Source organism: Pseudomonas sp. UBA3153 (assembly GCF_002364635.1).
Taxonomy (GTDB): Bacteria; Pseudomonadota; Gammaproteobacteria; order Pseudomonadales; family Pseudomonadaceae; genus Pseudomonas_O; species Pseudomonas_O kuykendallii.
Genome location: NZ_DEYR01000045.1, coordinates 67,290 through 90,452, shown reverse-complemented (window position 1 = coordinate 90,452; position 23,163 = coordinate 67,290). Strand labels below are relative to the sequence as shown.

Below are 23,163 nucleotides of genomic sequence, written 5' to 3'. Positions count from 1 at the left end.
CATGAAAGCCTTTACCCAGCACACCGGTCTCGTCGCGCCGCTCGACCGCGCCAACGTCGATACCGATCAGATCATCCCCAAGCAGTTTCTCAAGTCGATCAAGCGCACCGGCTTCGGTCCGAACCTGTTCGACGAGTGGCGCTACCTCGATGTCGGCCAGCCGAACCAGGACAACAGCAAGCGCCCGATCAACAAGGATTTCGTGCTGAACTTCCCGCGCTACCAGGGCGCCAGCGTGCTTCTCGCCCGGGAGAACTTCGGCTGCGGTTCCTCCCGCGAGCACGCGCCCTGGGCGCTGGACGAGTACGGCTTCCGCAGCGTGATCGCGCCGAGCTACGCCGACATCTTCTTCAACAACAGCTTCAAGAACGGCCTGCTGCCGATCATCCTGAAGGACGAGGAAGTCGACGAACTGTTCGAGCAGGTCGAGGCCAACGAGGGCTACCAGCTGACCGTCGACCTCGCCGCGCAAACGGTGACCCGCCCGGACGGCAAGAGCTATTCGTTCGAGGTCGACGCCTTCCGCAAGCATTGCCTGCTCAACGGGCTCGACGACATCGGCCTGACCCTGCAGGACGCCGATGCCATCAAGCAATTCGAGGCCGGTCACCAGCAGCGCCAGCCCTGGCTGTTCGGCGCCATCAAGTAAGCGGCGCGCCGTAGGGTGCGCCATGCGCACCTTGCCCTCTACGCGGAGTCACGACGTGAACCAGAAAGCCCATTCCCAGGTGGTGCAGGCGCAGTTCGGCGAACAGGCCAACGCCTACCTGAACAGCGCCGTGCATGCGCAGGGCAGCGAATTCGCCGCCCTCCAGGCCGCGGTCGCCGGTCGCGCCGATGCGCGTCTGCTCGATCTCGGCTGTGGCGCCGGCCACGTGGCGTTCCATGTCGCACCGGCGGTGGCCGAAGTGGTCGCCTACGACCTGTCGCAGGACATGCTCGACGTGGTGGCCAAAGCCGCCCGCGAGCGCGGCCTGGGCAACATCCGCACCGAATGCGGCGCGGCCGAGCACCTGCCGTTCGCCGATGCCCGCTTCGATTTCGTCTTCAGCCGCTACTCCGCGCATCACTGGAGCGATCTCGGCCAGGCCCTGCGCGAAGTGCGCCGGGTGCTCAAGCCGGGCGGCGTGGCCGCCTTCGTCGATGTCGCGGCGCCCGGCCTGCCGTTGTTGGATACGCATCTGCAAACGGTGGAAGTGCTGCGCGACAGCAGCCATGTACGCGATTATTCGCCCTCCGAGTGGACCCGCCAGCTCGGCGAGGCCGGTCTGGTGGTGACCGCGTGCAGCCGCCAGCGCCTGCGCCTGGAGTACAGCTCCTGGGTCGAGCGCATGCGCACGCCGGACGTGTTCCGCGCGGCGATCCGGGCGATGCAGCAGGCGGTGGGCGACGAGGTTCGCGAGTATTTCGAGATTGCCGACGACGGCTCCTTCAGCACCGACGTGCTGCTGATCTGGGCCGAACGTTGATTTTTTACCGGTGCCAGGCGGCACCCAACGAGAGAAAAGCATGAGCAAGCAGATTCTGGTTCTCCCTGGCGACGGCATCGGTCCGGAAATCATGGCCGAGGCGGTCAAGGTGCTGAACCTGGCCAACGAGAAGTACAGCCTGGGCTTCGAACTGATCGAAGACGTGATCGGCGGCGCCGCCATCGACAAGCATGGCGTGCCGCTGGCCGACGAGACCCTGGCGCGCGCCCGTGCGGCCGATGCGGTGCTGCTGGGCGCGGTCGGCGGGCCGAAGTGGGACAAGATCGAGCGCGACATCCGTCCCGAGCGCGGCCTGCTGAAGATCCGTTCGCAACTGGGCCTGTTCGCCAACCTGCGCCCGGCGATCCTCTATCCGCAACTGGCCGACGCCTCGTCGCTGAAACCCGAAGTGGTCTCCGGCCTGGACATCCTGATCGTTCGCGAACTCACCGGCGGCATCTACTTCGGCGCCCCGCGTGGCACCGAGACCCTGGAGAACGGCGAGCGCAAGGCCTTCGACACGCTGCCCTACAGCGAGAGCGAAATCCGCCGCATCGCGCGCGTCGGCTTCGACATGGCGCGCGTGCGCGGCAACAAGCTGTGCTCGGTGGACAAGGCCAACGTGCTCGCCTCCAGCCAACTGTGGCGCGAAGTGGTCGAGGAAGTGGCCAAGGATTACCCGCAGGTCGAGCTGTCGCACATGTACGTCGACAACGCCGCCATGCAACTGGTCCGCGCGCCCAAGCAGTTCGACGTGATCGTCACCGACAACATGTTCGGCGACATCCTCTCCGACGAAGCCTCGATGCTCACCGGCTCCATCGGCATGCTGCCGTCGGCCTCGCTGGACGCCAGCAACAAGGGCATGTACGAGCCGTGCCACGGTTCCGCGCCGGACATCGCCGGGCAGGGCATCGCCAACCCGCTGGCGACCATCCTCTCGGTATCCATGATGCTGCGCTACAGCTTCAACCAGACCCAGGCGGCCGACGCCATCGAGCAGGCGGTCAGCAAGGTGCTCGACCAGGGCCTGCGCACCGGCGACATCCATTGCGCCGGAATGCGCAAGGTCGGCACCGCCGAGATGGGCGATGCGGTGGTCGCGGCACTGCGTGCACTCTGAGGTTCCAGGCGTTAATCTCTTCGGCCCGCCGCGATTCGGCGGGTGATTTCGACAATACAAGGTACGGTTGCGATGAAACGTGTAGGTTTGATCGGATGGCGCGGCATGGTCGGTTCCGTGCTCATGCAGCGGATGCTGGAAGAGCGGGACTTCGACCTGATCGAACCGGTGTTCTTCACCACCTCCAACGTCGGTGGCCAGGGTCCTGACGTGGGCAAGGACGTCGCTCCGTTGAAGGACGCCTACAGCATCGACGAGCTCAAAGGTCTGGACGTGATCCTCACCTGCCAGGGCGGCGACTACACCAGCGAAGTCTTCCCCAAGCTGCGCGAAGCCGGCTGGCAGGGCTACTGGATCGATGCCGCCTCCAGTCTGCGCATGGACGACGACGCGGTGATCGTGCTCGACCCGGTCAACCGCAAGGTGATCGACCAGAAGCTCGACGGCGGCGTGAAGAACTACATCGGCGGCAACTGCACCGTCAGCCTGATGCTGATGGGCCTCGGCGGCCTGTTCGAGGCCGGGCTGGTCGAGTGGATGAGCGCCATGACCTACCAGGCGGCTTCCGGCGCCGGCGCGCAGAACATGCGCGAGCTGATCAAGCAGATGGGCGCCATCGAAGCTTCCGTGGCCGACGAACTGGCCAACCCGGCCAGCGCCATCCTCGACATCGACCGCAAGGTCGCCGAGATGCAGCGCAGCGAAGCCTTCCCGACGGAAAACTTCGGCGTGCCGCTGGCCGGCAGCCTGATCCCGTGGATCGACAAGGAACTGCCTAACGGTCAGAGCCGCGAAGAGTGGAAGGGCCAGGCTGAAACCAACAAGATTCTCGGGCGGTTCAAGAACCCGATTCCGGTGGACGGCATCTGCGTGCGCATCGGCGCAATGCGTTGCCACAGCCAGGCGCTGACCATCAAGCTGAACAAGGACGTGCCGCTGTCCGATATCGAAGGGCTGATCAGCCAGCACAACCCGTGGGTCAAGCTGGTGCCGAACCAGCGCGAGATCAGCATGCGCGAGCTGACTCCTACCGCCGTCACCGGCACCCTCAGCGTTCCTGTGGGTCGCCTGCGCAAGCTGAACATGGGCTCGCATTACCTGGGCGCCTTCACCGTGGGCGACCAGTTGCTCTGGGGCGCGGCCGAGCCGCTGCGGCGCATGCTGCGGATTCTCCTCGAACGCTGATGGCGATGCCCTCCGGGAGCGGAATTCTCCGCTCCCGACCCGCGCACCCGCTGCGAACGGCAGCGGGCCGCGTGCTTTCCCCCTCCGGTTTTCCTCTATAAAGTGCCTCTCCATTCGCAAGAGGCCGCTTCCGTCATGAGCCAAACCATCGACATCGCCGTAGTCGGCGCCAGCGACGAGGTCGGCAAGACCCTGGTCGAACTGTTCGGCGAGCGCGACTTCCCGGTCGGCAACCTGTTCCTTCTCGGCGACGCCGACAGCGCCGGCGAATCACTGCCGTTCAGGGGCAAGAACCTGCGTGTGCGCGACGTCGCCGATTTCGATTTCTCCCAGGTCAGCCTGGTGTTCTTCGTCGCCGGCGCGGCGCTGACCCGTTCCTACGCGCCGCGGGCGGAAGCGGCCGGGTGCTCGCTGCTCGACGTGACCGGCGCCCTGGATGCGCAACGCGCGCCGAGCGCGGTGCCCGAGGCCAATGGGCTGGCGATCGAGGCGCTGAACCTGCCCATGCAACTGAGCAGCCCGTCGCCGGTAGCGGTCGCGCTGGCGGTGGTACTGGCGCCGTTGCGGCAACTGGTCGAATTGCAGCGGGTCACGGTCAGCGCCTGCCTGGCGGTATCGAGCCGCGGCCGCGAGGGCGTCAGCGAGCTGGCCAGGCAGACCACGGAACTGCTCAACCTGCGCCCGCTGGAGCCGCGTCTGTTCGACCGGCAGATCGCCTTCAACCTGCTGGCTCAGGTGGAAGCATGCGATGCCCAGGGCCATGGCTCGCTGGAGAAGCGTCTGGCTGGCGAACTCAGGCAGCTCCTCGACCTGCCGCGCCTGGCGGTGTCCTCGACCTTCATCCAGGCGCCGGTGTTCTTCGGCGACAGCCTCAGCGTATCTCTCGTCGCCGAAGAGCCGCTGGACCTGGCCGCGGTGCGTCAAATACTGGGCACTGCGCCGGGTGTAGAGTTGCTGGAAGACGATTATCCGACGGCCACCGGGGATGCGGTCGGTCAGGACGTGGTGTACGTAGGGCGCCTGCGTGGCGGGCTGGACGACCCGCATGAACTCAATTTGTGGATTGCTTCTGATAATGTACGAAAAGGCGCCGCGCTGAATGTGCTGCAACTGGCAGAGTTGTTGATAAAACACTATCTGTAAAAGATACTTACCTTTGAGTTTGAAGAACTATTCTAGGTTTTGTTGCTACGGGCTTGGCTGATCGCTGACGGGGACCATCGCAGGATGGAGCGGGCAGCGAGTATCTAGTTTCTCCCCGGGTTTTCGGGGGGAAGGCGAAAACAAGGGAAAACACTATGGTTCGGGTTCGCAAACTGGTGCTGGCAATCGCAGCTGCTACGTCGCTCACCTCAGGGATGACGTATGCGCTGGGCTTGGGCGAAGTCACCTTGAAATCCGCGTTGAACCAACCGTTGCAGGCGGAGATCGAGCTCCTCGACGTCAAGGGACTCGAAACCGACGAAGTCCGCCCGAAACTGGCCTCTCCCGAAGATTTCGCCAAGGCCGGCGTCGACCGCCAGTTCTTCCTCACCGACCTCAAGTTCACCCCGGCCCTGAATGCCAACGGCAAGAACGTCATCCGTGTGACCTCTTCCAAGCCGGTACGCGAGCCCTACCTCAACTTCATGGTGGAAGTGCTCTGGCCGAGCGGTCGTCTGCTGCGCGAGTACACCCTGCTGCTGGACCCGCCGCTGTATTCCCCGGAAACCGCGGCCGCCGTGGCGCCGCAACTGCCGGTCGCCAGGCCGGTCACGCGTCCGCCGGTAGCCACCGCGCCGCGCCCGGCTCCCGCTCCGGTCCCGAGCGCAGCGCCCGCGACCGCGCCACGTCCCTCGGCTCCGCCGGCATCCGCTCCACGCGTTGCCAGCAGCGAATACCGCACCACTTCCCGCGACACCCTCTGGGAAGTCGCCCAGCAGGTCCGCAGCGGCGGCACCGTCCACCAGGCGATGCTGGCGATCCAGGACCTCAACCCGGATGCCTTTCTCGACGGCAACATCAACCGGATGAAGAGCGGGCAGGTACTGCGCCTGCCCACCGACGAGCAGATCCGCAGCCGCTCGCAGAGCGAAGCGCTGGCCCAGGTCGCTGCGCAGAACGCCGCCTGGCGCTCGGGTCGCCGCGCGGCACCTGGCGCCCGGCAACTGGATGCCACACGCCGCGCCGAAGCGGGCGCCGCGCCCGCGCAGAGCGAGCGTAGCGACAACCTCCGCCTCGTGGCTCCGGAAGCCGGCAGCGCCACCAGCGGCAGCGATGCCGGTGGCGCCGGCGGCGGCAACAGCAAGGCGCTGGTGGACAAGCTGGCGGTCACGCAGGAGAGCCTCGACTCGTCGCGTCGCGAAAGCGCCGAGCTGAAGAGTCGGGTCGACGACCTGCAGAGCCAATTGGACAAGCTGCAGCGGCTGATCCAGCTCAAGGACAGCCAGTTGGCCAAACTCCAGGCCAGCGTGGCCGAGCAGGGTCAGGCTCCGGCAACGCCTGCTGCACCCGCGACCGCCTCGCCAGCCCCGGCTGTGCCGACACCAGCGCCCGCAGCACCCACCGAAAACCAGCCTGCTGGCGCCCAGCCTTCTGCACCCGCCGGGGAGCCGGATGCCACCGAGAACGCCGTGGGCGCTCCGGCCACTGCGCCGGAAGCTGCTCCCGCCGAACCTGTCGCGCCCGTGGAGCCTCAGGCCGAACAGGCTCCCGCGCCGGTCGAGCCAACACCGGAGCCTGCGCCTGCTCAACCGCTGCCCGCGGCCGACGAGCCCGACGAAGGTATCCTCAGCTCGCTGCTGGCCAACCCGACCATGCTCGCCCTCCTGGGTGGCGGGGCCTTGCTGCTGTTGCTGATCGCGCTGCTGATCCTGTCGCGGCGCAATTCCGCCAAGGAAACGGTCCAGCAGAACAACGTGATCATTGGTGGCGATGACGCCGCCAACAAGTTCGACAGCGACATGGGGCTGGGCGCCGGCAGTTTCGACGCCCTCGACGACGATCCGCAGGTCGAGCTTTCGTCCCCTGTCAGCGAGCGCGTCACGCCGCAGACCGGCGATCCGCTGGGCGAGGCGGACATCTACATCGCCTACGGTCGTTTCAACCAGGCGGCGGAGTTGCTCCAGGGCGCCATCAATGACGAGCCGCAACGTGCCGACCTGCGTCTCAAGCTGATGGAAGTGTATGCGGAGCTGGGTGATCGTGAAGGCTTCGTTCGCCAGGAAAACGAACTGCGCGAAATGGGCGGCAGCAGTTCCGATATCGACTCGCTGAAGCTCCGCTACCCGGCCATGAGCGCGCTGGCCGCCGCCGCCCTGGCTAGCGCCGCGGCCGCGGCCTCCCGCGACGACGAGCGTGACGAGTTCAATCTGGACGATCTGGCGATTCAGGAGCCGGCGCCCAGCGCGGCCCTGGATGACGATGCCTTCGATCTCGACGACCTCGATCTGGACTTCGATACCGATCCGTCCCCGGCTGCGAAGGCCGAGCCGGCAGACGACCTGGGCGATCTGTCGCTGGATGACGACCTGCAATTTGCGTCGACGTCCTCGCCAGCGGCTGAGCCGGATCTGGATTTCGATCTGGATCTGGACAAGGACGAGGGCGCTTCCAGCCCCGACCTGACCGACGAGCTTGCCGACTTCAACCTGGATCTGGACGCTCAGGAAGCCAATGAAAAGCCGCTGTCCGCTGACGACGACTTCCTCTTCAGCCTCGAAGACGAGCCTGTTGTAACTTCTGAGACGGGCACCCTCGACGAGCCGAGCTTCGAGTTGCCGCAAGAGCCGGTGGTCGATCCGCGCAGCTCGGTCGACGCGCCGCTGGCCGATTTCGATCTGTCGTTGGACGACGATGAGCCGGCTAAGGACGACTTCGCCGCACAGCTCGACCGCGTTGCGGCGCAACTCGATCAGATGAATGACGAGGCTCAGCCGCCGGTCGTTCCCGAGCCTGTTGTCGATGAGCCATTCGATGACCCGTTCGCCGATGCGCCGATGACAGCCGATACCCTGGCCGGGCCGAGCGACGAAGACGATTTCGACTTCCTCTCCGGTACCGACGAAACCGCGACCAAGCTGGACCTGGCGCGTGCTTACATCGACATGGGCGACAGCGAAGGCGCCCGCGACATCCTCGACGAAGTGCTCGCCGAAGGCGACGCTGCCCAGCAGCAGGAAGCGCGCGAGATGATTTCCCGACTGGTTTGACACATGACCGATGCAGTACCCGAAGCGGCAGCCCCAGTGGCTGCCGCTGGCTTTTTCAGAGTCGCCCTGGGCGTTGAGTACCGCGGAACCCGCTACCGCGGCTTCCAGCGTCAGCGCGCCGGTGTTCCGTCGATTCAGGAGTCCCTCGAAAAGGCCCTGTCCAAGGTCGCCGGCGGGGCCCCCGTTACCCTCAGCTGCGCGGGGCGTACCGATGCCCTGGTACATGCCAGCGGCCAGGTGGTGCACTTCGATACCTCGGTGGAGCGCTCGCTGCATTCCTGGATCATGGGTGCCAACCTGAATCTCCCCCCGGACATCAGCGTGACCTGGGCCAAGTTCATGCCGCGCGCGTTCGATGCGCGGTTCTCGGCCATGGCGCGGCGCTATCGCTATGTCATCTACAACGATCAGATTCGTCCGGCGCACATGGCCGAGGAGGTGACCTGGAATCACCGCCCGCTGGACGTCGCGCGCATGCGCGAAGCCGCGCGCAGTCTGGTCGGCACGCATGACTTCAGCGCCTTTCGCGCGCGTCAGTGCCAGGCCAAGTCGCCGATAAAGACCATCCATCACCTCGAGTTGATCGAGCACGGTCGCTTCATCGTTCTGGACATCCGCGCCAACGCCTTCCTTCATCACATGGTGCGCAACATCGCCGGCGTGCTGATGACCATCGGTGCCGGAGAGCGTCCGGTGGAATGGGCTCGGGAAGTGCTGGAAACCCGTGTGCGACGCACCGGCGGCGTGACGGCGCATCCGTTCGGTCTGTACCTGGTGCAGGTCGAGTATCCGGCCGAGTTCGAGCTCCCCCAGCGCTACCTGGGCCCGCATTTCCTCTCCGGCCTGCCGGACGTGATGGCTGACGCCTAGAGGCGCATTTGCTACCATTCGGGGCTATCTGATCCCCGAGGTCCTCGCAACTTGCCAGCCGTTCGCAGCAAAATCTGCGGTATTACCCGCATCGAAGACGCTCTCGCCGCGGTTGACGCCGGTGCCGATGCGATCGGCCTGGTGTTCTACCCGCGCAGCCCGCGTGCAGTTTCCGTTAAGCAGGCGCGGGCGATCATCGGGGCCTTGCCGCCCTTCGTGACCACCGTCGGTCTTTTCGTCGATGCCAGTCGCTGCGAACTGGGAGAGATCCTCGACGCCGTGCCGCTCGATCTTCTGCAGTTCCATGGCGATGAAAGCGCGGATGCCTGCGACGGCTATCACCGGCCGTTCATCAAGGCGCTGCGGGTCAAACCGGGCGATGACATTGCCGCGCTGGCCGCCCGCTACCCGAAGGCCAGCGGCATTCTTCTCGACACCTATGTCGCCGGCGTTCCCGGCGGTACCGGCGAATCCTTCGACTGGTCGCTGATTCCGCGGGACCTGTCCAAGCCGCTGATCCTCGCCGGTGGGCTGACGCCCGATAACGTCGCCGATGCCGTTCGGGAGGTTCGTCCGTACGCAGTGGACGTCAGTGGCGGGGTCGAGGCCAGCAAGGGCATCAAGGATGCGCAGAAGATTCGTGCGTTCATCGATGCCGTCAAAGGCGGCTCGGCGGCGTGATGCTGCGCATGGCCGAAAGGTGCGATCACGCTGTTCATGTGACGGGCTTCCCTCGTCAGCCGTCCACTAGCACTGACGCGTCGTCGACGCAGGCGCGAAGCGCCGCGGGCGCTCTACGGCGCCTGTCGACGAACTGTTTTTCGATCCGTGTGCCTGCTCGTTCGAGCGGCGGCGCGGATCAGCCCTGCCCCGTGGGTGCCTGGCACGCCGAATGCGCCGCTCGCGGTCGCGACTTTGAATCCGCCCGGCAAGCGCCCTCGTGGCGCTCGGGCCCGAAGCTTTGGAGAACGACAGCATGAGCAACTGGCTGGTAGACAAACTGATCCCTTCGATCATGCGGTCCGAGGTGAAGAAGAGTTCCGTGCCCGAAGGGCTCTGGCACAAGTGCCCGTCCTGCGAGGCGGTGCTGTACAAGCCTGAGCTGGAAAAAACCCTCGACGTCTGCCCCAAGTGCAACCACCACATGCGCATCGATGCGCGTGCGCGGCTGAACATCTTCCTCGATCCGGAGGGCCGCGAAGAGATCGGCGCCGAGCTGGAGCCGGTGGATCGCCTCAAGTTTCGTGACAGCAAGAAGTACAAGGACCGTCTGACCGCGGCGCAGAAGGACACTGGCGAGAAGGACGCGCTGATCGCCATGCGCGGCACGTTGCAGGACATTCCGGTGGTTGCGGTGGCTTTCGAGTTCTCCTTCATGGGCGGCTCGATGGGCGCCGTGGTGGGTGAGCGATTCGTGCGCGCGGCCAACGTCGCCCTCGAGCAGCGCTGCCCGATGCTGTGCTTCTCCGCGTCCGGCGGCGCGCGCATGCAGGAAGCACTGATCTCGCTGATGCAGATGGCCAAGACCTCGGCGGTACTGGCGCGTCTGCGCGAAGAAGGCCTGCCGTTCATTTCCGTGCTGACCGACCCTGTGTATGGCGGGGTGTCGGCCAGTCTGGCCATGCTCGGCGACGTGATCGTGGCCGAACCCAAGGCGCTGATCGGCTTCGCTGGCCCGCGCGTGATCGAGCAGACGGTGCGCGAGAAGCTGCCGGAAGGCTTCCAGCGTAGCGAGTTCCTTCTCGATCACGGCGCCATCGACATGATCATCCACCGTGCGGAACTGCGCCCCCGTCTGGCGCGCCTGCTCGCCCAGTTCATGGGGCTTCCCAGCCCCGTGCACTCCGTGGCGCCGGTCCAGGCTGCCGCCGAGGCATGATCGAGCGCAGCCTGGGCGACTGGCTCGCTTACCTCGAGCAACTGCACCCCACGGCCATCGAAATGGGCCTGGAACGCTCGCGGGAAGCGGCCCGGCGCCTCGGGCTGGGCAGACCCGCGCCGCGGGTGATCACCGTCACCGGCACCAATGGCAAGGGCTCTACCTGCGCTTTCCTGGCCGAGCTGATGCGGGCGCAGGGGCTGCGCGTCGGCGTTTACAGCTCGCCGCACCTTCTGCGTTACAACGAGCGCGTCCGGCTGAATGGTATCGAGGCCAGCGATGCGCAGCTGTGCGAGGCCTTCGCCGCGGTCGAGGCCGCGCGTGGCGATATTTCCCTGACCTATTTCGAGATGGGCACGCTGGCGGCCTTCTGGCTGTTCGAGCGGGCCGGGCTCGACGCCGTGGTGCTCGAAGTCGGCCTTGGCGGGCGACTGGATGCGGTGAACCTGATCGATGCCGATCTGGCGCTGGTCACCAGCATCGGCCTCGATCACGCCGACTGGCTGGGCGACAGCCGCGAATCGGTCGCCTTCGAGAAGGCCGGCATCCTGCGCGCCGGCAGGCCCGCGCTGTGCGGCGACCTCGATCCCCCGGCGCCGTTGCTGGACAAGGCCGCCGAGCTGCACGCGCCCCTGTACCTGCGGGGGCGCGATTACGATCTGGCGATCGGCGAGCAGGGCTGGCACTGGCAGGGCCGCGATGGCGCCGGCCAGGTGCTGGAGCTGCACGACCTCCCGCTGCTCGATCTGCCGATGGAAAACGCCGCGCTCGCCCTGCAGGCCTTCGCGCTCTTGGGACTCGACTGGCAACCGCCGGTGCTCTTCGAGGCGCTGGCGCGAACCCGCGTCACCGGGCGGTTGGACCGGCGCGCGATTCACTGGCGAGGCAAGTCCCTGACACTGTTGCTCGATGTTGGGCATAATCCCCATGCCGCCGAGTACCTGGCACGCCGTCTGGCATCGACGCCGATCGGCGGGCAGCGTCTGGCGGTGTTCGGTCTGCTGGCCGACAAGGACCTTGCGGGCGTGCTGCAGCCGCTGTTGCCACAGATCGCCAGCTGGTCGGTCGCCGCGCTACCTACGCCGCGCTCCCGGCCGGCCGCCGAGTTGCTGGCAGCGTTGCAAGAGGCCGGGGCCGAGGCGAGCGACGCAGGCGACATCGGCCGCGCCATCGAGGCTCAGTGCGAACGGGCGTCGACGGGCGATGAAATCGTGGTATTCGGTTCTTTTTATTGTGTGGCCGAGGCCCTGGAATGGTTGGCCCGGCACTAGGAGCGGGGAATGGCTGTGCTGGACAAAGGGCTCAAGCAACGTATGGTCGGCGCGCTGGTGCTGGTCGCGCTGGCGGTGATCTTCGTGCCGATGCTGCTCTCCCGCGACGACGAACTGCGTCGCGTCGTGGTGGACGCGCCGAGCATGCCGGCGACGCCGGCGGCGCCGACCATCGAGGTCGAGCCGGTCGCTGTGCCCGAGCCCCAGCCTCTGCCGGACGAGCCGGTGCCGACCGATCCGCCTCAGACGCCGATTGCCGCTTTGCCTGCAACGCCCGCCGCCAGCGTTCCGGCGCCGACCGCACCGACTGCTCCGGCTGCCGCCCCCTCGGCAACCGTTCCCCCGCCGGCACCGGCGAGCAAACCGGCGGACAGTCGTCTGGATGCCAATAATCTCCCCATCAGCTGGTCGGTCCAACTGGCCAGCCTGTCCAATCGCGCCAGCGCCGAAACGCTGCAGGCGACCCTGCGCAACCAGGGCTACAACGCCTACATCCGCAACGCCGAGAACATGAACCGGGTATTCGTCGGTCCGGTAATCGAGCGGGCGGAGGCCGATCGTCTGCGCGATCAGCTCAACAAGCAGCAGAAGCTCAACGGTTTCGTGGTGCGCTTCAAACCCTGATAGGCGCAGCCAGGCGAGGCGATAGAAAGCTTCGCTTACCGGAGCGGGTCGGCTCTGCTAAAATGCCGCGCCTTTCCCGTTCGCAGGCAGCACCGTGTTGGCAGGCAGCATCGTGGCATTCACCTGGGTCGATTGGGCGATAGTCGCCGTCATCGCCGTCTCCAGTCTGATCAGTTTGAAGCGCGGCTTCGTCAAGGAAGCCCTGTCGCTGCTCACCTGGATCGTTGCCGGCGTGGTCGCCTGGATGTTCGGCGGTGCACTGTCGGTGTACCTGGACCGTTTCATCGAAACCCCGTCGGCGCGCGTGATCGCCGCCTGCATCATTCTTTTCGTGGTGACACTGCTGGTCGGTGCGTTGATCAATTTCCTGATCGGCGAGCTGATCCGGGTCACCGGCCTTTCCGGTACCGACCGTTTTCTCGGCATGGTCTTCGGCGCGGCGCGCGGGGCGCTGCTGGTGGTGGTCCTGGTGGGGCTGCTGAGCCTGGCGCCGGTCCAGGAGGACGTCTGGTGGCAACAGTCGGTGCTGTTGCCGCATTTCCTGATGGTCGCCGATTGGTCGAAGAACCTGATTCTGAATCTTGCCGGTCATTGGATGATCGACAGCGCCGTTTCCCAGGGATTGAACGCCAGTGGGCTGATGCCCAAGTAAAAGAGGTCATGCGCGGTCGTCGTGCGAACATGCCGGCCTTCGCAAACCTGTCTTTAGCCTGAACCAGTGAGGTTGCGTCACATGTGTGGCATCGTCGGTATCGTCGGTAAGTCGAACGTCAATCAGGCGCTGTATGACGGCCTGACCGTCCTCCAGCACCGCGGCCAGGATGCTGCCGGGATCGTCACCAGCCACGACGGTCGCCTGTTCCTGCGCAAGGACAACGGCCTGGTGCGTGACGTCTTCCAGCAACGCCACATGCAGCGTCTGGTCGGCCACATGGGCATCGGCCACGTGCGCTACCCGACCGCCGGCAGCTCCAGCTCGGCCGAGGCGCAGCCGTTCTACGTCAACTCGCCGTACGGCATCACCCTGGCGCACAACGGCAACCTGACCAACGTCGAGCAGTTGGCCAAGGAAATCTACGAATCCGACCTGCGCCACGTGAACACCAATTCCGACTCGGAAGTGCTGCTCAACGTGTTCGCCCACGAACTGGCCCAGCGCGGCAAGCTGCAGCCGACCGAGGAAGACGTGTTCGCCGCCGTCACCCACGTGCACGAGCGTTGCCTGGGCGGTTACGCCGTGGTGGCGATGATCACCGGCTACGGGATCGTCGGTTTCCGCGACCCCAACGGCATTCGTCCGATCGTGTTCGGCCAGCGTCATACCGACGAGGGCGTGGAGTACATGATCGCCTCCGAGAGCGTCTCGCTGGACGTGCTCGGCTTCACCCTGATCCGCGATCTGGCGCCGGGCGAGGCGGTGTACATCACCGAGGACGGCAAGCTGTTCACCCGCCAGTGCGCGACGAATCCGAAATACGCTCCGTGCATCTTCGAGCACGTCTATCTGGCCCGTCCGGACTCGATCATGGACGGCATCTCGGTCTACAAGGCGCGCCTGCGCATGGGCGAGAAGCTGGCCGACAAGATCCTCCGCGAGCGTCCGCAGCACGACATCGACGTGGTCATCCCGATTCCCGATACCAGCCGCACCGCCGCGCTGGAGCTGGCCAACCGCCTGGGCGTGAAGTTCCGCGAGGGCTTCGTCAAGAATCGCTACATCGGGCGGACCTTCATCATGCCCGGCCAGGCGGCGCGCAAGAAATCCGTACGGCAGAAGCTCAACGCCATCGAGCTGGAGTTCCGCGGCAAGAACGTGATGCTGGTGGACGACTCCATCGTGCGTGGCACCACCTGCAAGCAGATCATCCAGATGGCCCGCGAAGCCGGCGCGAAGAGCGTCTACTTCTGCTCGGCGGCGCCGGCGGTGCGTTATCCCAACGTCTACGGCATCGACATGCCCAGCGCCCATGAGCTGATCGCTCACGGCCGTACCACCGAAGAAGTCTGCGAGCTGATCGGCGCCGACTGGCTGATCTACCAGGATCTGCCCGACCTGATCGAAGCGGTCAGTGGCAGCAAGAAGATCAAGATCGCCAACTTCGACTGCGCGGTGTTCGATGGCAAGTACGTCACCGGTGACATCGACGAGGCCTACCTGAACCGCATCGAGCAGGCGCGCAACGACGCGAGCAAGGTCAAATCTCAGGCGGTCAGCGCGATCATCGACCTGTACAACAACTGATGACGGGCAGGGGAGACACCCTGTCCGTTTCGAGGGCGCGCACGGCGCACCCTGCAGTCCTACTTTTCGTGAGGTAGCGATATGACCCAGGAATGGGATGCCGGTCGGCTCGACAGCGACCTGGACGGCGCAGGTTTCGACACTCTGGCGGTGCGTGCCGGCCAGCAGCGCACACCCGAAGGTGAGCACGGCGAGCCGTTGTTCTTCACCTCCAGCTACGTGTTCCGCACCGCTGCCGATGCCGCCGCGCGCTTTGGTGGAGAAGTGCCGGGCAACGTCTATTCGCGCTACACCAACCCCACCGTGCGCATGTTCGAGGAGCGCATCGCCGCCCTCGAGGGGGCCGAACAGGCGGTCGCCACAGCCTCGGGGATGTCCGCGATCCTGGCCATGGTCATGAGCCTGTGTAGTTCCGGCGATCATGTGCTGGTCTCGCGCAGCGTCTTCGGCTCGACCATCAGCCTGTTCGAGAAGTACCTGAAGCGTTTCGGCGTGCAGGTCGACTACCCGCCGCTGGCCGATCTCGATGCCTGGCGCGCGGCGTTCAAGCCGAACACCAGGCTGGCCTTCGTCGAATCCCCCTCGAACCCGCTCGCCGAGCTGGTCGATATCGCCGCGCTGGCCGAAATCACCCACGCCCATGGCGCGCTACTGGCGGTGGACAACTGCTTTTGCACGCCCGCGCTGCAGCAGCCGCTGAAGCTCGGTGCGGACATCGTCATCCACTCCGCGACCAAGTACATCGACGGCCAGGGTCGCTGCCTCGGCGGCGTGGTCGCCGGTCGCGCGGCGCAGATGGCCGAGGTGGTGGGGTTCCTGCGTACCGCCGGTCCCACGCTGAGTCCGTTCAATGCCTGGGTGTTCCTCAAGGGCCTGGAAACCCTGCGCGTGCGCATGCGCGCGCACAGCGAGTCGGCGCTGGAGCTGGCGCAGTGGCTGGAAGGCCAGCCGGGCGTCGAGCGTGTCTACTACTCCGGCCTGGCCAGCCATCCGCAGCATGAGCTGGCCAAGCGGCAGCAGAAGGCGTTCGGCGCGGTGGTGAGCTTCGAGGTCGCCGGCGGCAAGGCGGGCGCCTGGGCGGTCATCGATGCCACACGGATGATCTCGATCACCACCAACCTGGGCGATACCAAGACCACCATCGCCCATCCGGCGACCACCTCGCACGGTCGCCTGTCGCAACAGGATCGCGAACGCGCCGGGATTCACGACAACCTGATCCGGGTCGCCGTGGGCCTCGAGGACATCGACGACATCAAGGCGGACCTGGCCCTGGGCCTCGCTGCCCTGCGTACGGTATGACGGCGGGCGAGCGGGACGCCCTGGAGTGGGCGCCCCGTTCCGCCGCAGGAGCGAACGGCAAGGTCGCACTGGTCACCGGTGGCGCACGCGGTATCGGCCTGGGGATCGCCGCATGGCTGATCGCCGAAGGTTGGCAGGTGGTGCTCGCCGACGTCGAGCGCGAACGGGGTTCGCGCGTCGCCAGGGCGCTGGGTGAGAGCGCCTGGTTCATCCGGATGGACGTCAGCGACGAGAAGCAGGTCGCCACCGCGGTGGCCGAAGTGCTTGGTCAGTTCGGCCGCCTCGATGCGCTGATCAACAACGCCGGACACGCCGATCCCTATAACTCGCCGCTGGAAAGCCTTCCCATGGGCGAGTGGAACCGCGTCCTGGCGGTCAATCTCACCGGGCCGATGCTGCTGGCCAAGCATTGCGCGCCCTACCTGCGCGCCCACGGCGGTTCGATCGTCAACATGACCTCCACCCGCGCGCATCAATCCGAAGCCCACAGCGAAGCCTATTCGGCGAGCAAGGGTGGGCTGCTGGCATTGACCCGCGCGCTGGCGGTCAGCCTGGGGCCGGATATCCGCGTGAACGCGGTCAGCCCCGGCTGGATCGACGCCCGCGACCCACGCGATCGGCGCGCCGATCCGCTGTCCGAAAGCGACCACGACCAGCATCCGGCAGGAAGGGTGGGGACGGTGGAGGACATCGCTTCGCTGGTCAGCTGGCTGGTCTCGCCGAACGCCACTTTCGTCACCGGCCAGGAGTTCGTCGTGGACGGTGGCATGACCCGGAAGATGATCTACGCCGACTGAGCGTTTTCGGAAAAAGTTCAAGCGGGGTGTTGACTTAGCGTCGGCCGCTGCGTAAATTGCGCCACCTCGCAAGGCGAAGGCTGATTAGCTCAGCTGGGAGAGCACCTGCATCACACGCAGGGGGTCGGCGGTTCGATCCCGTCATCAGCCACCATGTGAGAACTGGACGAAAGTCCAACCGACACGCAGCGGTAGTTCAGTCGGTTAGAATACCGGCCTGTCACGCCGGGGGTCGCGGGTTCGAGTCCCGTCCGCTGCGCCATATCTTCTCCCTCACCGGAGAAACAAGAGAAGCTGCCTTTAGCAGCTTTTTTTGTGCCTGGAAAAACCGCCGCTGCGCTTTGCGAACGGGAAAGCGTTTTTGCGGCTTCAGTTAAAGATGTGAAATTGACGTCAATAGCGCGTCGGTGGCTTATGATGCGCGCGGGCGACCAGTCGGCGTCTGCATCGGGCTGATGCGTGGAGTCGGCGGCTGGTCGTTCACCTCTCTTGCTGTGCCCGCCACACGTCGCCACGCTTGCCGATCCCTACCTCCAGGATTCACGAATGACTGCCTCCGTTCGCCTTCGCGTGCTGCCCGAACGCTATGCGGTGTCCCGACTGGACGGCTTCGAGGCTATTCCGGCGTGGGCCGATGGTCCGGGCTTCGTCTCCATCAGCCGGAGCGCGGGCGAGTTGTCCATCGTCTGTCCGCAGCATCGCGTGCCGGGCGGCGTGACCTCGGACGGCGGCTGGGCCTGCCTGCAACTGGTGGGGCCGTTCGCCTTCGACGAGAGCGGAATCGTGCTGTCGGTGGTGCGTCCCTTGTCGGAGGCGGGGCTGGGAATATTCGTCGTTTCGACGTACGACGGCGACTTCCTGATGCTCAAGGCCGCCGACCTCGACCGGGGCCGGCGCCTGCTGGTCGACGCGGGGCATGGTTTCGAGTGAACGGCGCTTGAGCGGTCATCGTCGATGCGGCAAAGGGCCGGGCGGCTAAGTCGACCGATCCGCGGTTCTTCGTTGAACCTTCCTCCAGGCGGCGCTGACGTAGGTAGACAAGGTCGCTCGTCGCGAACAATTGACGAGCCCGACAGGTTTCACGCATATTGATAGTTAGCAAACTATGTTTATGCATTCTATTTCATTCCTATGGATCTCGACGCCCTTCGACTCAGCATCAGCAGCGGCATGGTGGTGGCTACCCGCCACTGGCGGCGCATCTGCCAGTTGGCGCTGGTCAACCACGGTATTTCCGAAGCCTGCGCGGTGCCGTTGCTGATGATCGCGCGGCTTGGCGACGGCGTGCGGCAGGTCACCGTGGCCCATGCCGCCGGGCTGGAAGGGGCGTCGCTGGTGCGGCTGCTCGATCAGCTGTGCAGCGCCGGATTCGTCTGTCGCAGCGGTGATGCCGCCGACCGTCGCGCCAAGTCCCTCAGCCTCACCGAGAGTGGGCGCGCGCTGGCGTCGGCGATCGAAGCCGAACTCACCCGCCTGCGTCAGGAGGTGCTGCAGGACGTCGCTCCCGCCGATCTCGAGGCGACACTGCGTGTGTTGCGTGCCTTCGAGGCGGCGGGCGTGCCGGGCTCGGGCGCGCCATGACCGGGTTCTTCAGCAGCGTGCCGCCGGCGCGCGACTGGTTCTATGGCGTGCGCACCTTCGCGGCGTCGATGATCGCGCTGTACATCGCGCTGCTGATGGAAATGCCCCGGCCGTACTGGGCCATGGCCACCGTGTACATCGTCTCCAGCCCCTTCGTCGGGCCGACCAGTTCCAAGGCGCTGTACCGCGCCGCCGGCACCGCTCTGGGCGCCAGCGCGGCGGTGTTCTTCGTGCCGCTGCTGGTGCAGACGCCCTATCTGCTGGCCATCGTCATCGCGCTCTGGACCGGCGTCCTGCTGTTCCTCTCGCTGCACCTGCGCACCGCCAACAGCTATGCGCTGATGCTCGCCGGCTACACCCTGCCGCTGATCGCCTTCCCGGTGGTGGACAACCCGGAAGCCGTCTTCGAGGTGGCCGTTTCGCGTACCGAGGAGATCTTCCTCGGCATCGTCTGCGCGGCGGTGGTCGGCAGCATGTTCTGGCCGCGACGTCTGGCGCCCGTGCTGGTGGACGCGGCGGGGCGCTGGTTCACCGATGCCAGCACCTACAGCGACCGCTTCCTGGCGCGCGACGTGCAGCCGGAGGAGGTCGGTGCGCTGCGGGCTTCGATGGTCACCACCTTTAACACCCTCGAGCCGATGATCGGCCAGTTGCCCCATGAAGGGGCCCGGCCGCAGACGGTGCGCAACGCCAAGGAGCTGCGCGGGCGGATGATCCACCTGCTGCCGGTGGTCGATGCGCTGGACGACGCCTGGTGGGCGCTGGAGCGCCGTTCGCCGGAGCTGGTGGCGCGGCTGGCGCCGTTGCTCGACGAGACGCGGGACTGGCTCAGGGACACCCGGGAGGGCGCGCCGGTCGAGCGCTGGCAGGCCCTGCGCGACAGTCTCGAGCGCCTGCAGCCGAGCCCGGAGCAGCTCGACGAGCGTCGCCAGCTGCTGTTTTCCAACGCACTCTATCGCCTCGGCGAGTGGATCGACCTGTGGCAGGACTGCCGCAGCCTGCAGCACGCCATCCAGACCGAGAGCCAGACGCCGTGGCGTGCGGTGTACCGGCACTGGCGGCTGGGTCGCCTCACGCCCTACCTCGACCGCGGCATGATGCTCTACTCGGTGTGCTCGACCATCGCCGCGATCAGCGTGGCGTCGTTCCTGTGGATTTTGCTCGGCTGGAGCGACGGCGGCAGCGCGGTGATCCTCGCCGCGGTGGCCTGCAGCTTCTTCGCCGCGATGGACGATCCGGCGCCGCAGATCTACCGGTTCTTCTTCTGGACCGCGATGTCGGTGCTGTTCGCCAGCCTCTACCTGTTCCTCGTGCTGCCCAACCTGCACGACTTCCCGATGCTGGTGCTGGCGTTCGCCGTGCCGTTCATCTGCGTCGGTACGCTCACCGTGCAGCCGCGCTTCTACCTCGGAACCCTGCTGACCATCGTCAACACCGCGTCGTTCATCAGCATCCAGGGCGCCTACGACGCTGACTTCATGAGCTTCATCAACTCCAACCTGGCCGGGCCGGTGGGTTTGCTGTTCGCCTTCGTCTGGACCCTGGTAATGCGTCCGTTTGGCGTCGAACTGGCGGCGCGGCGGATGACCCATTCCGGCTGGCGCGACATCGCCCGCCTGGGCGAGCCGGCCAACCTCAACGAGCACCGGGTGATGGCGGTGCGCATGCTCGATCGCCTGATGCAGCAGTTGCCGCGTCTGGCGCAGACCGGGCAGGACACCGGTGTCGCCCTGCGCGACCTGCGTATCGCGCTCAACCTGCTCGACCTGCTGGCGTACCTGCCGCGCCTGCCGTCCTACCCGCAGGCGCTCCTGCGGCAGATCGTCGAGGAGGTGGGCGCGCATTTCCAGGCCTGCCTGGACGCCGGCGAACGCCTGCCCGCGCCCAAGGGTCTGCAGATGACCATGGACCGCGCCCGCCGCGCGCTGTCGACCTCGTCGCTGTACGCCTTCAACGAGGCGCGCCCGCACGTGCTGCACGCGCTCAGCGGCTTGCGCCTGGCGCTGCTGCCCGGCGTCGAGGTACCTGGCACCGGCGAGGCCGAAGAATCACCGCCCTATGGCATCGATGGAGCTCCCCTGTGATCGGCGATCTGGATATCAGCGGGGTGTTCCTGCCCACGCTGCTGGTGCTGATGGGCATCATCTATGTGCTTTACCTCGGGGTGCACGCCGTACTGACGCGCCTCCATTTCTATCGCCTGGTCTGGCACCGGGCCTTGTTCAACGTCGGTCTCTACGCGCTGCTGCTGGGCGCGGTGGACGGGCTCAGTCGATACCTGATGACATGAAGAAACCCTGGTTGACCTTGGGCCGCGTGGTCCTGACCCTGCTCGTTGTCTCCTTCGCCGCGGTGATCGTCTGGCGCATGGTGATGTACTACATGTTCGCGCCCTGGACCCGCGACGGCCACATCCGCGCCGACGTGATCCAGATCGCCCCCGACGTTTCCGGGCTGATCCACCAGGTGGACGTGCGCGACAACCAAGTCGTGACGCGTGGCCAGGTGCTGTTCCGCATCGACCCGGAACGCTTCGGCCTGGCGCTGCGCCAGGCGCAGGCGACCGTCGCCGAGCGCAAGGAAACCTACGAGCAGGCGCGCCGCGAAACCCGGCGCAACCAGCAGCTGGGCAACCTGGTTGCCCGCGAGCAACTGGAAGAGAGCCAGTCGCGCGAGGCGCGGGCGTTGTCCGCGCTGGCCGAGGCGCAGGTGGCGGTGGACAGCGCGCAGCTGAACCTGGACCGCTCGGTGATCCGCAGCCCGGTGAACGGCTACCTCAACGACCGCGCGCCGCGCGCCCAGGAGTTCGTCAGCGCGGGGCGGCCGGTGCTCTCGGTGGTGGATGGCGAATCCTTCCACATCGACGGCTATTTCGAAGAAACCAAGCTGGCCGGCATCCATGTCGGCCAGTCGGTGGACATCCGCGTGGTCGGCGACGGCGCTCGCCTGCGCGGCCACGTGCAGAGCATCGCCGCCGGCATCGAGGACCGCGACCGCAGCAGCGGCAGCAACCTGCTGCCCAACGTCAACCCGGCGTTCAGCTGGGTACGCCTGGCGCAGCGGATTCCGGTGCGTATCGACTTCGACGAGGTACCCGAGGATTTCCGCATGATCGCCGGACGCACCGCGACGGTGTCGATCGTCGAGGACAGCGCAGGGGAGGGCGGCCGGCAATGAGCGCGCTGTTCCGGGCAGGCGCCGCCGGCGTCGCCCTGCTGCTCGCCGCCTGCCAGGTCGTCGGGCCGGATTACCACCTGCCCGAGAAGGCCGCGCTGAATCGCCCGGACCTGCAGGGCGGGCTGGCCGGCGCGGGCGCCGAGGTGGTGTCGGCGCCGGTGCCGGCGGACTGGTGGAAGCTGTATCAGGACCCGAGCCTGGACCAGTTGGTGACCGCAGCGCTGGCCTCCAACGCCGACCTGCGGGTCGCTGCGGCCAACCTCGCGCGCTCCCGCGCCCAGGTCGACGAGGCGGCCGCCGCCGGTGGCTTCGGTGGTGGCGTGGACCTCGCCGCCGAGCGCATCCAGGAATCCGGCGAGGCCTTCCTGCTTCCCGACAAGGTGCCGGTGGCGAACATCGGCAACGTCGCGCTCAGCGCGTCCTACCAGTTCGACCTGTTCGGCGTGCTGCAGCGCGGCATCGAGGCCGCCAGGGCCAACGCCGACGCCACTCAGGCCGCCGCCGATACGGCGCGGATCACCCTGGTCGCCGACGTGGTGCGCGCCTACACCCAGGTCTGCGCGGCCAACGAGGAGCGCGCCATCGCCGAGCAGTCGCTCGACCTGCAGCAGCAGGGCGTGACGCTGGTGCAGCGTCTTCGCGATGCCGGTCGAGGCGACGAGACCCAGGTGACGCGCAGCGAAACCCAGTTCAAGTCCCTGCGCGCCGAGCTGCCGCGTTTCGAGGCGCAGCGCCAGGCCGGGCTGTTTCGCCTGTCGATGCTGCTGGCGCGGCCGCTGGAGCAATTGCCCGCGGGTGTCGTGCAATGCGCACACCTGCCGCGGATCAGCCAGGTAATGCCGGTCGGCGACGGCGCCGCGCTGCTCAAGCGGCGCCCGGACATCCGTCAGGCCGAACGGCGCCTGGCGGCGTCCACCGCGGGCATCGGCATCGCCACCGGCGAGTTGTATCCGGACATCAGCATCGGGGCCACCGTCGGCACGGTGGGCATCATCGACAACCTCGGCAAGCCGTCGACCAACCGCTGGGGCTTCGGCCCGCTGTTGAGCTGGACGGTGCCGTCCAACGGCGCGCGCGAACGCATCCGCGAGGCGGAGGCGGCGAGCCAGGCCGCGCTGGCGCATTTCGACGGCGTGGTGCTCAACGCCATCCGCGAGGCGCAGACCGGGCTGGCGCAGTACCGTGCGATGCTGGAGCGGCGCGACGCACTGGCCGACGCCGCGCGTTCGGCACAGCAGGCGGCGGAGCAGACGCACCGCTTCTTTCAGGCCGGCCGCGAATCCTTCCTCGCCGACCTGCAGGCGACGCGGACCTACACCGACGTGCGCGGGCAACTGGCGGCGGCGGAATCGCAGGTCGCGATGAGCCGCATCGACCTGTTTCTCGCCCTCGGCGGCGGCTGGCAGGCGCCGCAGGCAAGCGCCGCACGTCCGTGACCGGTTCTACGACTATG

21 protein-coding genes and 2 tRNA genes are annotated in these 23,163 nt (G+C 66.5%); all 23 read left to right on the top strand.

Translation table 11 applies throughout. From position 1 onward, the window contains the following. The first annotated feature begins 1 nt into the window (after nt 1). The 23 genes from leuD to B2X67_RS11375 all read left to right on the top strand — a co-directional run bounded on the left by leuD (nt 2) and on the right by B2X67_RS11375 (nt 23,146). On the top strand, nt 2-649 hold the full coding sequence (gene leuD / locus B2X67_RS11485) for a 3-isopropylmalate dehydratase small subunit (protein WP_273234519.1): 648 nt from the start codon (nt 2-4) through the stop codon (nt 647-649). Between the two features lie 55 nt (nt 650-704). Further along, the gene (locus B2X67_RS11480) at nt 705-1,469 is read left to right on the top strand and encodes a class I SAM-dependent methyltransferase (protein WP_286785563.1); all 765 of its coding nucleotides are present in this window, start codon (nt 705-707) and stop codon (nt 1,467-1,469) included. Between the two features lie 40 nt (nt 1,470-1,509). Further along, a complete protein-coding gene (gene leuB, locus B2X67_RS11475) occupies nt 1,510-2,592 on the top strand; it encodes a 3-isopropylmalate dehydrogenase (RefSeq protein WP_286785562.1) in 1,083 nt (360 codons plus the stop codon). 72 nt (nt 2,593-2,664) lie between these two features. Beyond that, complete coding sequence (asd, locus tag B2X67_RS11470) at nt 2,665-3,777, top strand: aspartate-semialdehyde dehydrogenase (RefSeq protein WP_273234525.1); 1,113 nt, start codon at nt 2,665-2,667, stop codon at nt 3,775-3,777. Between the two features lie 135 nt (nt 3,778-3,912). Further along, nucleotides 3,913-4,920 carry an aspartate-semialdehyde dehydrogenase gene (locus B2X67_RS11465; protein ID WP_286785561.1) on the top strand — a complete coding sequence of 336 codons (1,008 nt, stop codon included), beginning with the start codon at nt 3,913-3,915 and terminating at the stop codon, nt 4,918-4,920. Between the two features lie 155 nt (nt 4,921-5,075). Then, nucleotides 5,076-7,967 (top strand): FimV/HubP family polar landmark protein, encoded by a 2,892-nt coding sequence (locus B2X67_RS11460; protein ID WP_286785560.1) that lies wholly within the window; start codon nt 5,076-5,078, stop codon nt 7,965-7,967. 3 nt (nt 7,968-7,970) lie between these two features. Next, nucleotides 7,971-8,837 (top strand): tRNA pseudouridine(38-40) synthase TruA, encoded by an 867-nt coding sequence (gene truA / locus B2X67_RS11455; RefSeq protein WP_273234532.1) that lies wholly within the window; start codon nt 7,971-7,973, stop codon nt 8,835-8,837. A gap of 51 nt (nt 8,838-8,888) precedes the next feature. After that, on the top strand, nt 8,889-9,518 hold the full coding sequence (locus tag B2X67_RS11450; RefSeq protein ID WP_376747748.1) for a phosphoribosylanthranilate isomerase: 630 nt from the start codon (nt 8,889-8,891) through the stop codon (nt 9,516-9,518). A gap of 295 nt (nt 9,519-9,813) precedes the next feature. After that, the gene (gene accD / locus B2X67_RS11445) at nt 9,814-10,716 is read left to right on the top strand and encodes an acetyl-CoA carboxylase, carboxyltransferase subunit beta (RefSeq protein WP_273234533.1); all 903 of its coding nucleotides are present in this window, start codon (nt 9,814-9,816) and stop codon (nt 10,714-10,716) included. Then, complete coding sequence (gene folC, locus B2X67_RS11440; protein ID WP_286785559.1) at nt 10,713-11,987, top strand: bifunctional tetrahydrofolate synthase/dihydrofolate synthase; 1,275 nt, start codon at nt 10,713-10,715, stop codon at nt 11,985-11,987. The genes accD and folC overlap by 4 nt, the downstream gene beginning before the upstream one ends. A gap of 9 nt (nt 11,988-11,996) precedes the next feature. Beyond that, complete coding sequence (locus tag B2X67_RS11435) at nt 11,997-12,611, top strand: SPOR domain-containing protein (RefSeq protein ID WP_273234537.1); 615 nt, start codon at nt 11,997-11,999, stop codon at nt 12,609-12,611. A gap of 112 nt (nt 12,612-12,723) precedes the next feature. Continuing rightward, entirely contained in the window at nt 12,724-13,263 is a 540-nt protein-coding gene (locus B2X67_RS11430; protein WP_090230412.1) for a CvpA family protein, read from the top strand. A gap of 81 nt (nt 13,264-13,344) precedes the next feature. Further along, nucleotides 13,345-14,853, top strand: a complete 1,509-nt coding sequence (gene purF / locus B2X67_RS11425; protein WP_090230314.1) for an amidophosphoribosyltransferase — start codon at nt 13,345-13,347, stop codon at nt 14,851-14,853. Nucleotides 14,854-14,934: 81 nt separating this feature from the next. Further along, entirely contained in the window at nt 14,935-16,155 is a 1,221-nt protein-coding gene (locus B2X67_RS11420) for an O-succinylhomoserine sulfhydrylase (protein WP_273228922.1), read from the top strand. Next, nucleotides 16,152-16,952: an SDR family oxidoreductase gene (locus B2X67_RS11415; protein WP_273228920.1), complete on the top strand. Its 801-nt coding sequence runs from the start codon at nt 16,152-16,154 to the stop codon at nt 16,950-16,952. The genes B2X67_RS11420 and B2X67_RS11415 overlap by 4 nt, the downstream gene beginning before the upstream one ends. A gap of 78 nt (nt 16,953-17,030) precedes the next feature. Beyond that, nucleotides 17,031-17,106, top strand: a tRNA-Val gene (locus B2X67_RS11410). Nucleotides 17,107-17,137: 31 nt separating this feature from the next. Further along, nucleotides 17,138-17,214 (top strand) — tRNA-Asp (locus tag B2X67_RS11405). Between the two features lie 284 nt (nt 17,215-17,498). Further along, the gene (locus tag B2X67_RS11400; RefSeq protein ID WP_286785558.1) at nt 17,499-17,882 is read left to right on the top strand and encodes an ACT domain-containing protein; all 384 of its coding nucleotides are present in this window, start codon (nt 17,499-17,501) and stop codon (nt 17,880-17,882) included. Between the two features lie 201 nt (nt 17,883-18,083). Next, nucleotides 18,084-18,533 (top strand): MarR family winged helix-turn-helix transcriptional regulator, encoded by a 450-nt coding sequence (locus B2X67_RS11395; RefSeq protein WP_286785557.1) that lies wholly within the window; start codon nt 18,084-18,086, stop codon nt 18,531-18,533. Beyond that, the gene (locus B2X67_RS11390; RefSeq protein ID WP_286785556.1) at nt 18,530-20,617 is read left to right on the top strand and encodes an FUSC family protein; all 2,088 of its coding nucleotides are present in this window, start codon (nt 18,530-18,532) and stop codon (nt 20,615-20,617) included. The genes B2X67_RS11395 and B2X67_RS11390 overlap by 4 nt, the downstream gene beginning before the upstream one ends. Continuing rightward, nucleotides 20,614-20,823: a DUF1656 domain-containing protein gene (locus B2X67_RS11385; protein WP_286785555.1), complete on the top strand. Its 210-nt coding sequence runs from the start codon at nt 20,614-20,616 to the stop codon at nt 20,821-20,823. The genes B2X67_RS11390 and B2X67_RS11385 overlap by 4 nt, the downstream gene beginning before the upstream one ends. Continuing rightward, nucleotides 20,820-21,710, top strand: coding sequence for an HlyD family secretion protein (locus tag B2X67_RS11380; RefSeq protein ID WP_273228911.1), 891 nt, complete (start codon nt 20,820-20,822; stop codon nt 21,708-21,710). Before B2X67_RS11385 ends, B2X67_RS11380 begins: the two co-directional genes overlap by 4 nt. Then, a complete protein-coding gene (locus tag B2X67_RS11375) occupies nt 21,707-23,146 on the top strand; it encodes an efflux transporter outer membrane subunit (protein WP_286785554.1) in 1,440 nt (479 codons plus the stop codon). Before B2X67_RS11380 ends, B2X67_RS11375 begins: the two co-directional genes overlap by 4 nt. The last annotated feature ends 17 nt before the right edge of the window (nt 23,147-23,163 follow it).

Coding starts and splice junctions, on each gene's coding strand:
- leuD (WP_273234519.1), top strand. CDS start 2: ATGAAAGCCTTTACCCAGCACACCGGTCTCGTCGCGCCGCTCGACCGC.
- leuB (WP_286785562.1), top strand. CDS start 1,510: ATGAGCAAGCAGATTCTGGTTCTCCCTGGCGACGGCATCGGTCCGGAA.
- asd (WP_273234525.1), top strand. CDS start 2,665: ATGAAACGTGTAGGTTTGATCGGATGGCGCGGCATGGTCGGTTCCGTG.
- B2X67_RS11465 (WP_286785561.1), top strand. CDS start 3,913: ATGAGCCAAACCATCGACATCGCCGTAGTCGGCGCCAGCGACGAGGTC.
- B2X67_RS11460 (WP_286785560.1), top strand. CDS start 5,076: ATGGTTCGGGTTCGCAAACTGGTGCTGGCAATCGCAGCTGCTACGTCG.
- truA (WP_273234532.1), top strand. CDS start 7,971: ATGACCGATGCAGTACCCGAAGCGGCAGCCCCAGTGGCTGCCGCTGGC.
- accD (WP_273234533.1), top strand. CDS start 9,814: ATGAGCAACTGGCTGGTAGACAAACTGATCCCTTCGATCATGCGGTCC.
- folC (WP_286785559.1), top strand. CDS start 10,713: ATGATCGAGCGCAGCCTGGGCGACTGGCTCGCTTACCTCGAGCAACTG.
- B2X67_RS11435 (WP_273234537.1), top strand. CDS start 11,997: ATGGCTGTGCTGGACAAAGGGCTCAAGCAACGTATGGTCGGCGCGCTG.
- purF (WP_090230314.1), top strand. CDS start 13,345: ATGTGTGGCATCGTCGGTATCGTCGGTAAGTCGAACGTCAATCAGGCG.
- B2X67_RS11420 (WP_273228922.1), top strand. CDS start 14,935: ATGACCCAGGAATGGGATGCCGGTCGGCTCGACAGCGACCTGGACGGC.
- B2X67_RS11415 (WP_273228920.1), top strand. CDS start 16,152: ATGACGGCGGGCGAGCGGGACGCCCTGGAGTGGGCGCCCCGTTCCGCC.
- B2X67_RS11400 (WP_286785558.1), top strand. CDS start 17,499: ATGACTGCCTCCGTTCGCCTTCGCGTGCTGCCCGAACGCTATGCGGTG.
- B2X67_RS11395 (WP_286785557.1), top strand. CDS start 18,084: ATGGATCTCGACGCCCTTCGACTCAGCATCAGCAGCGGCATGGTGGTG.
- B2X67_RS11390 (WP_286785556.1), top strand. CDS start 18,530: ATGACCGGGTTCTTCAGCAGCGTGCCGCCGGCGCGCGACTGGTTCTAT.
- B2X67_RS11380 (WP_273228911.1), top strand. CDS start 20,820: ATGAAGAAACCCTGGTTGACCTTGGGCCGCGTGGTCCTGACCCTGCTC.
- B2X67_RS11375 (WP_286785554.1), top strand. CDS start 21,707: ATGAGCGCGCTGTTCCGGGCAGGCGCCGCCGGCGTCGCCCTGCTGCTC.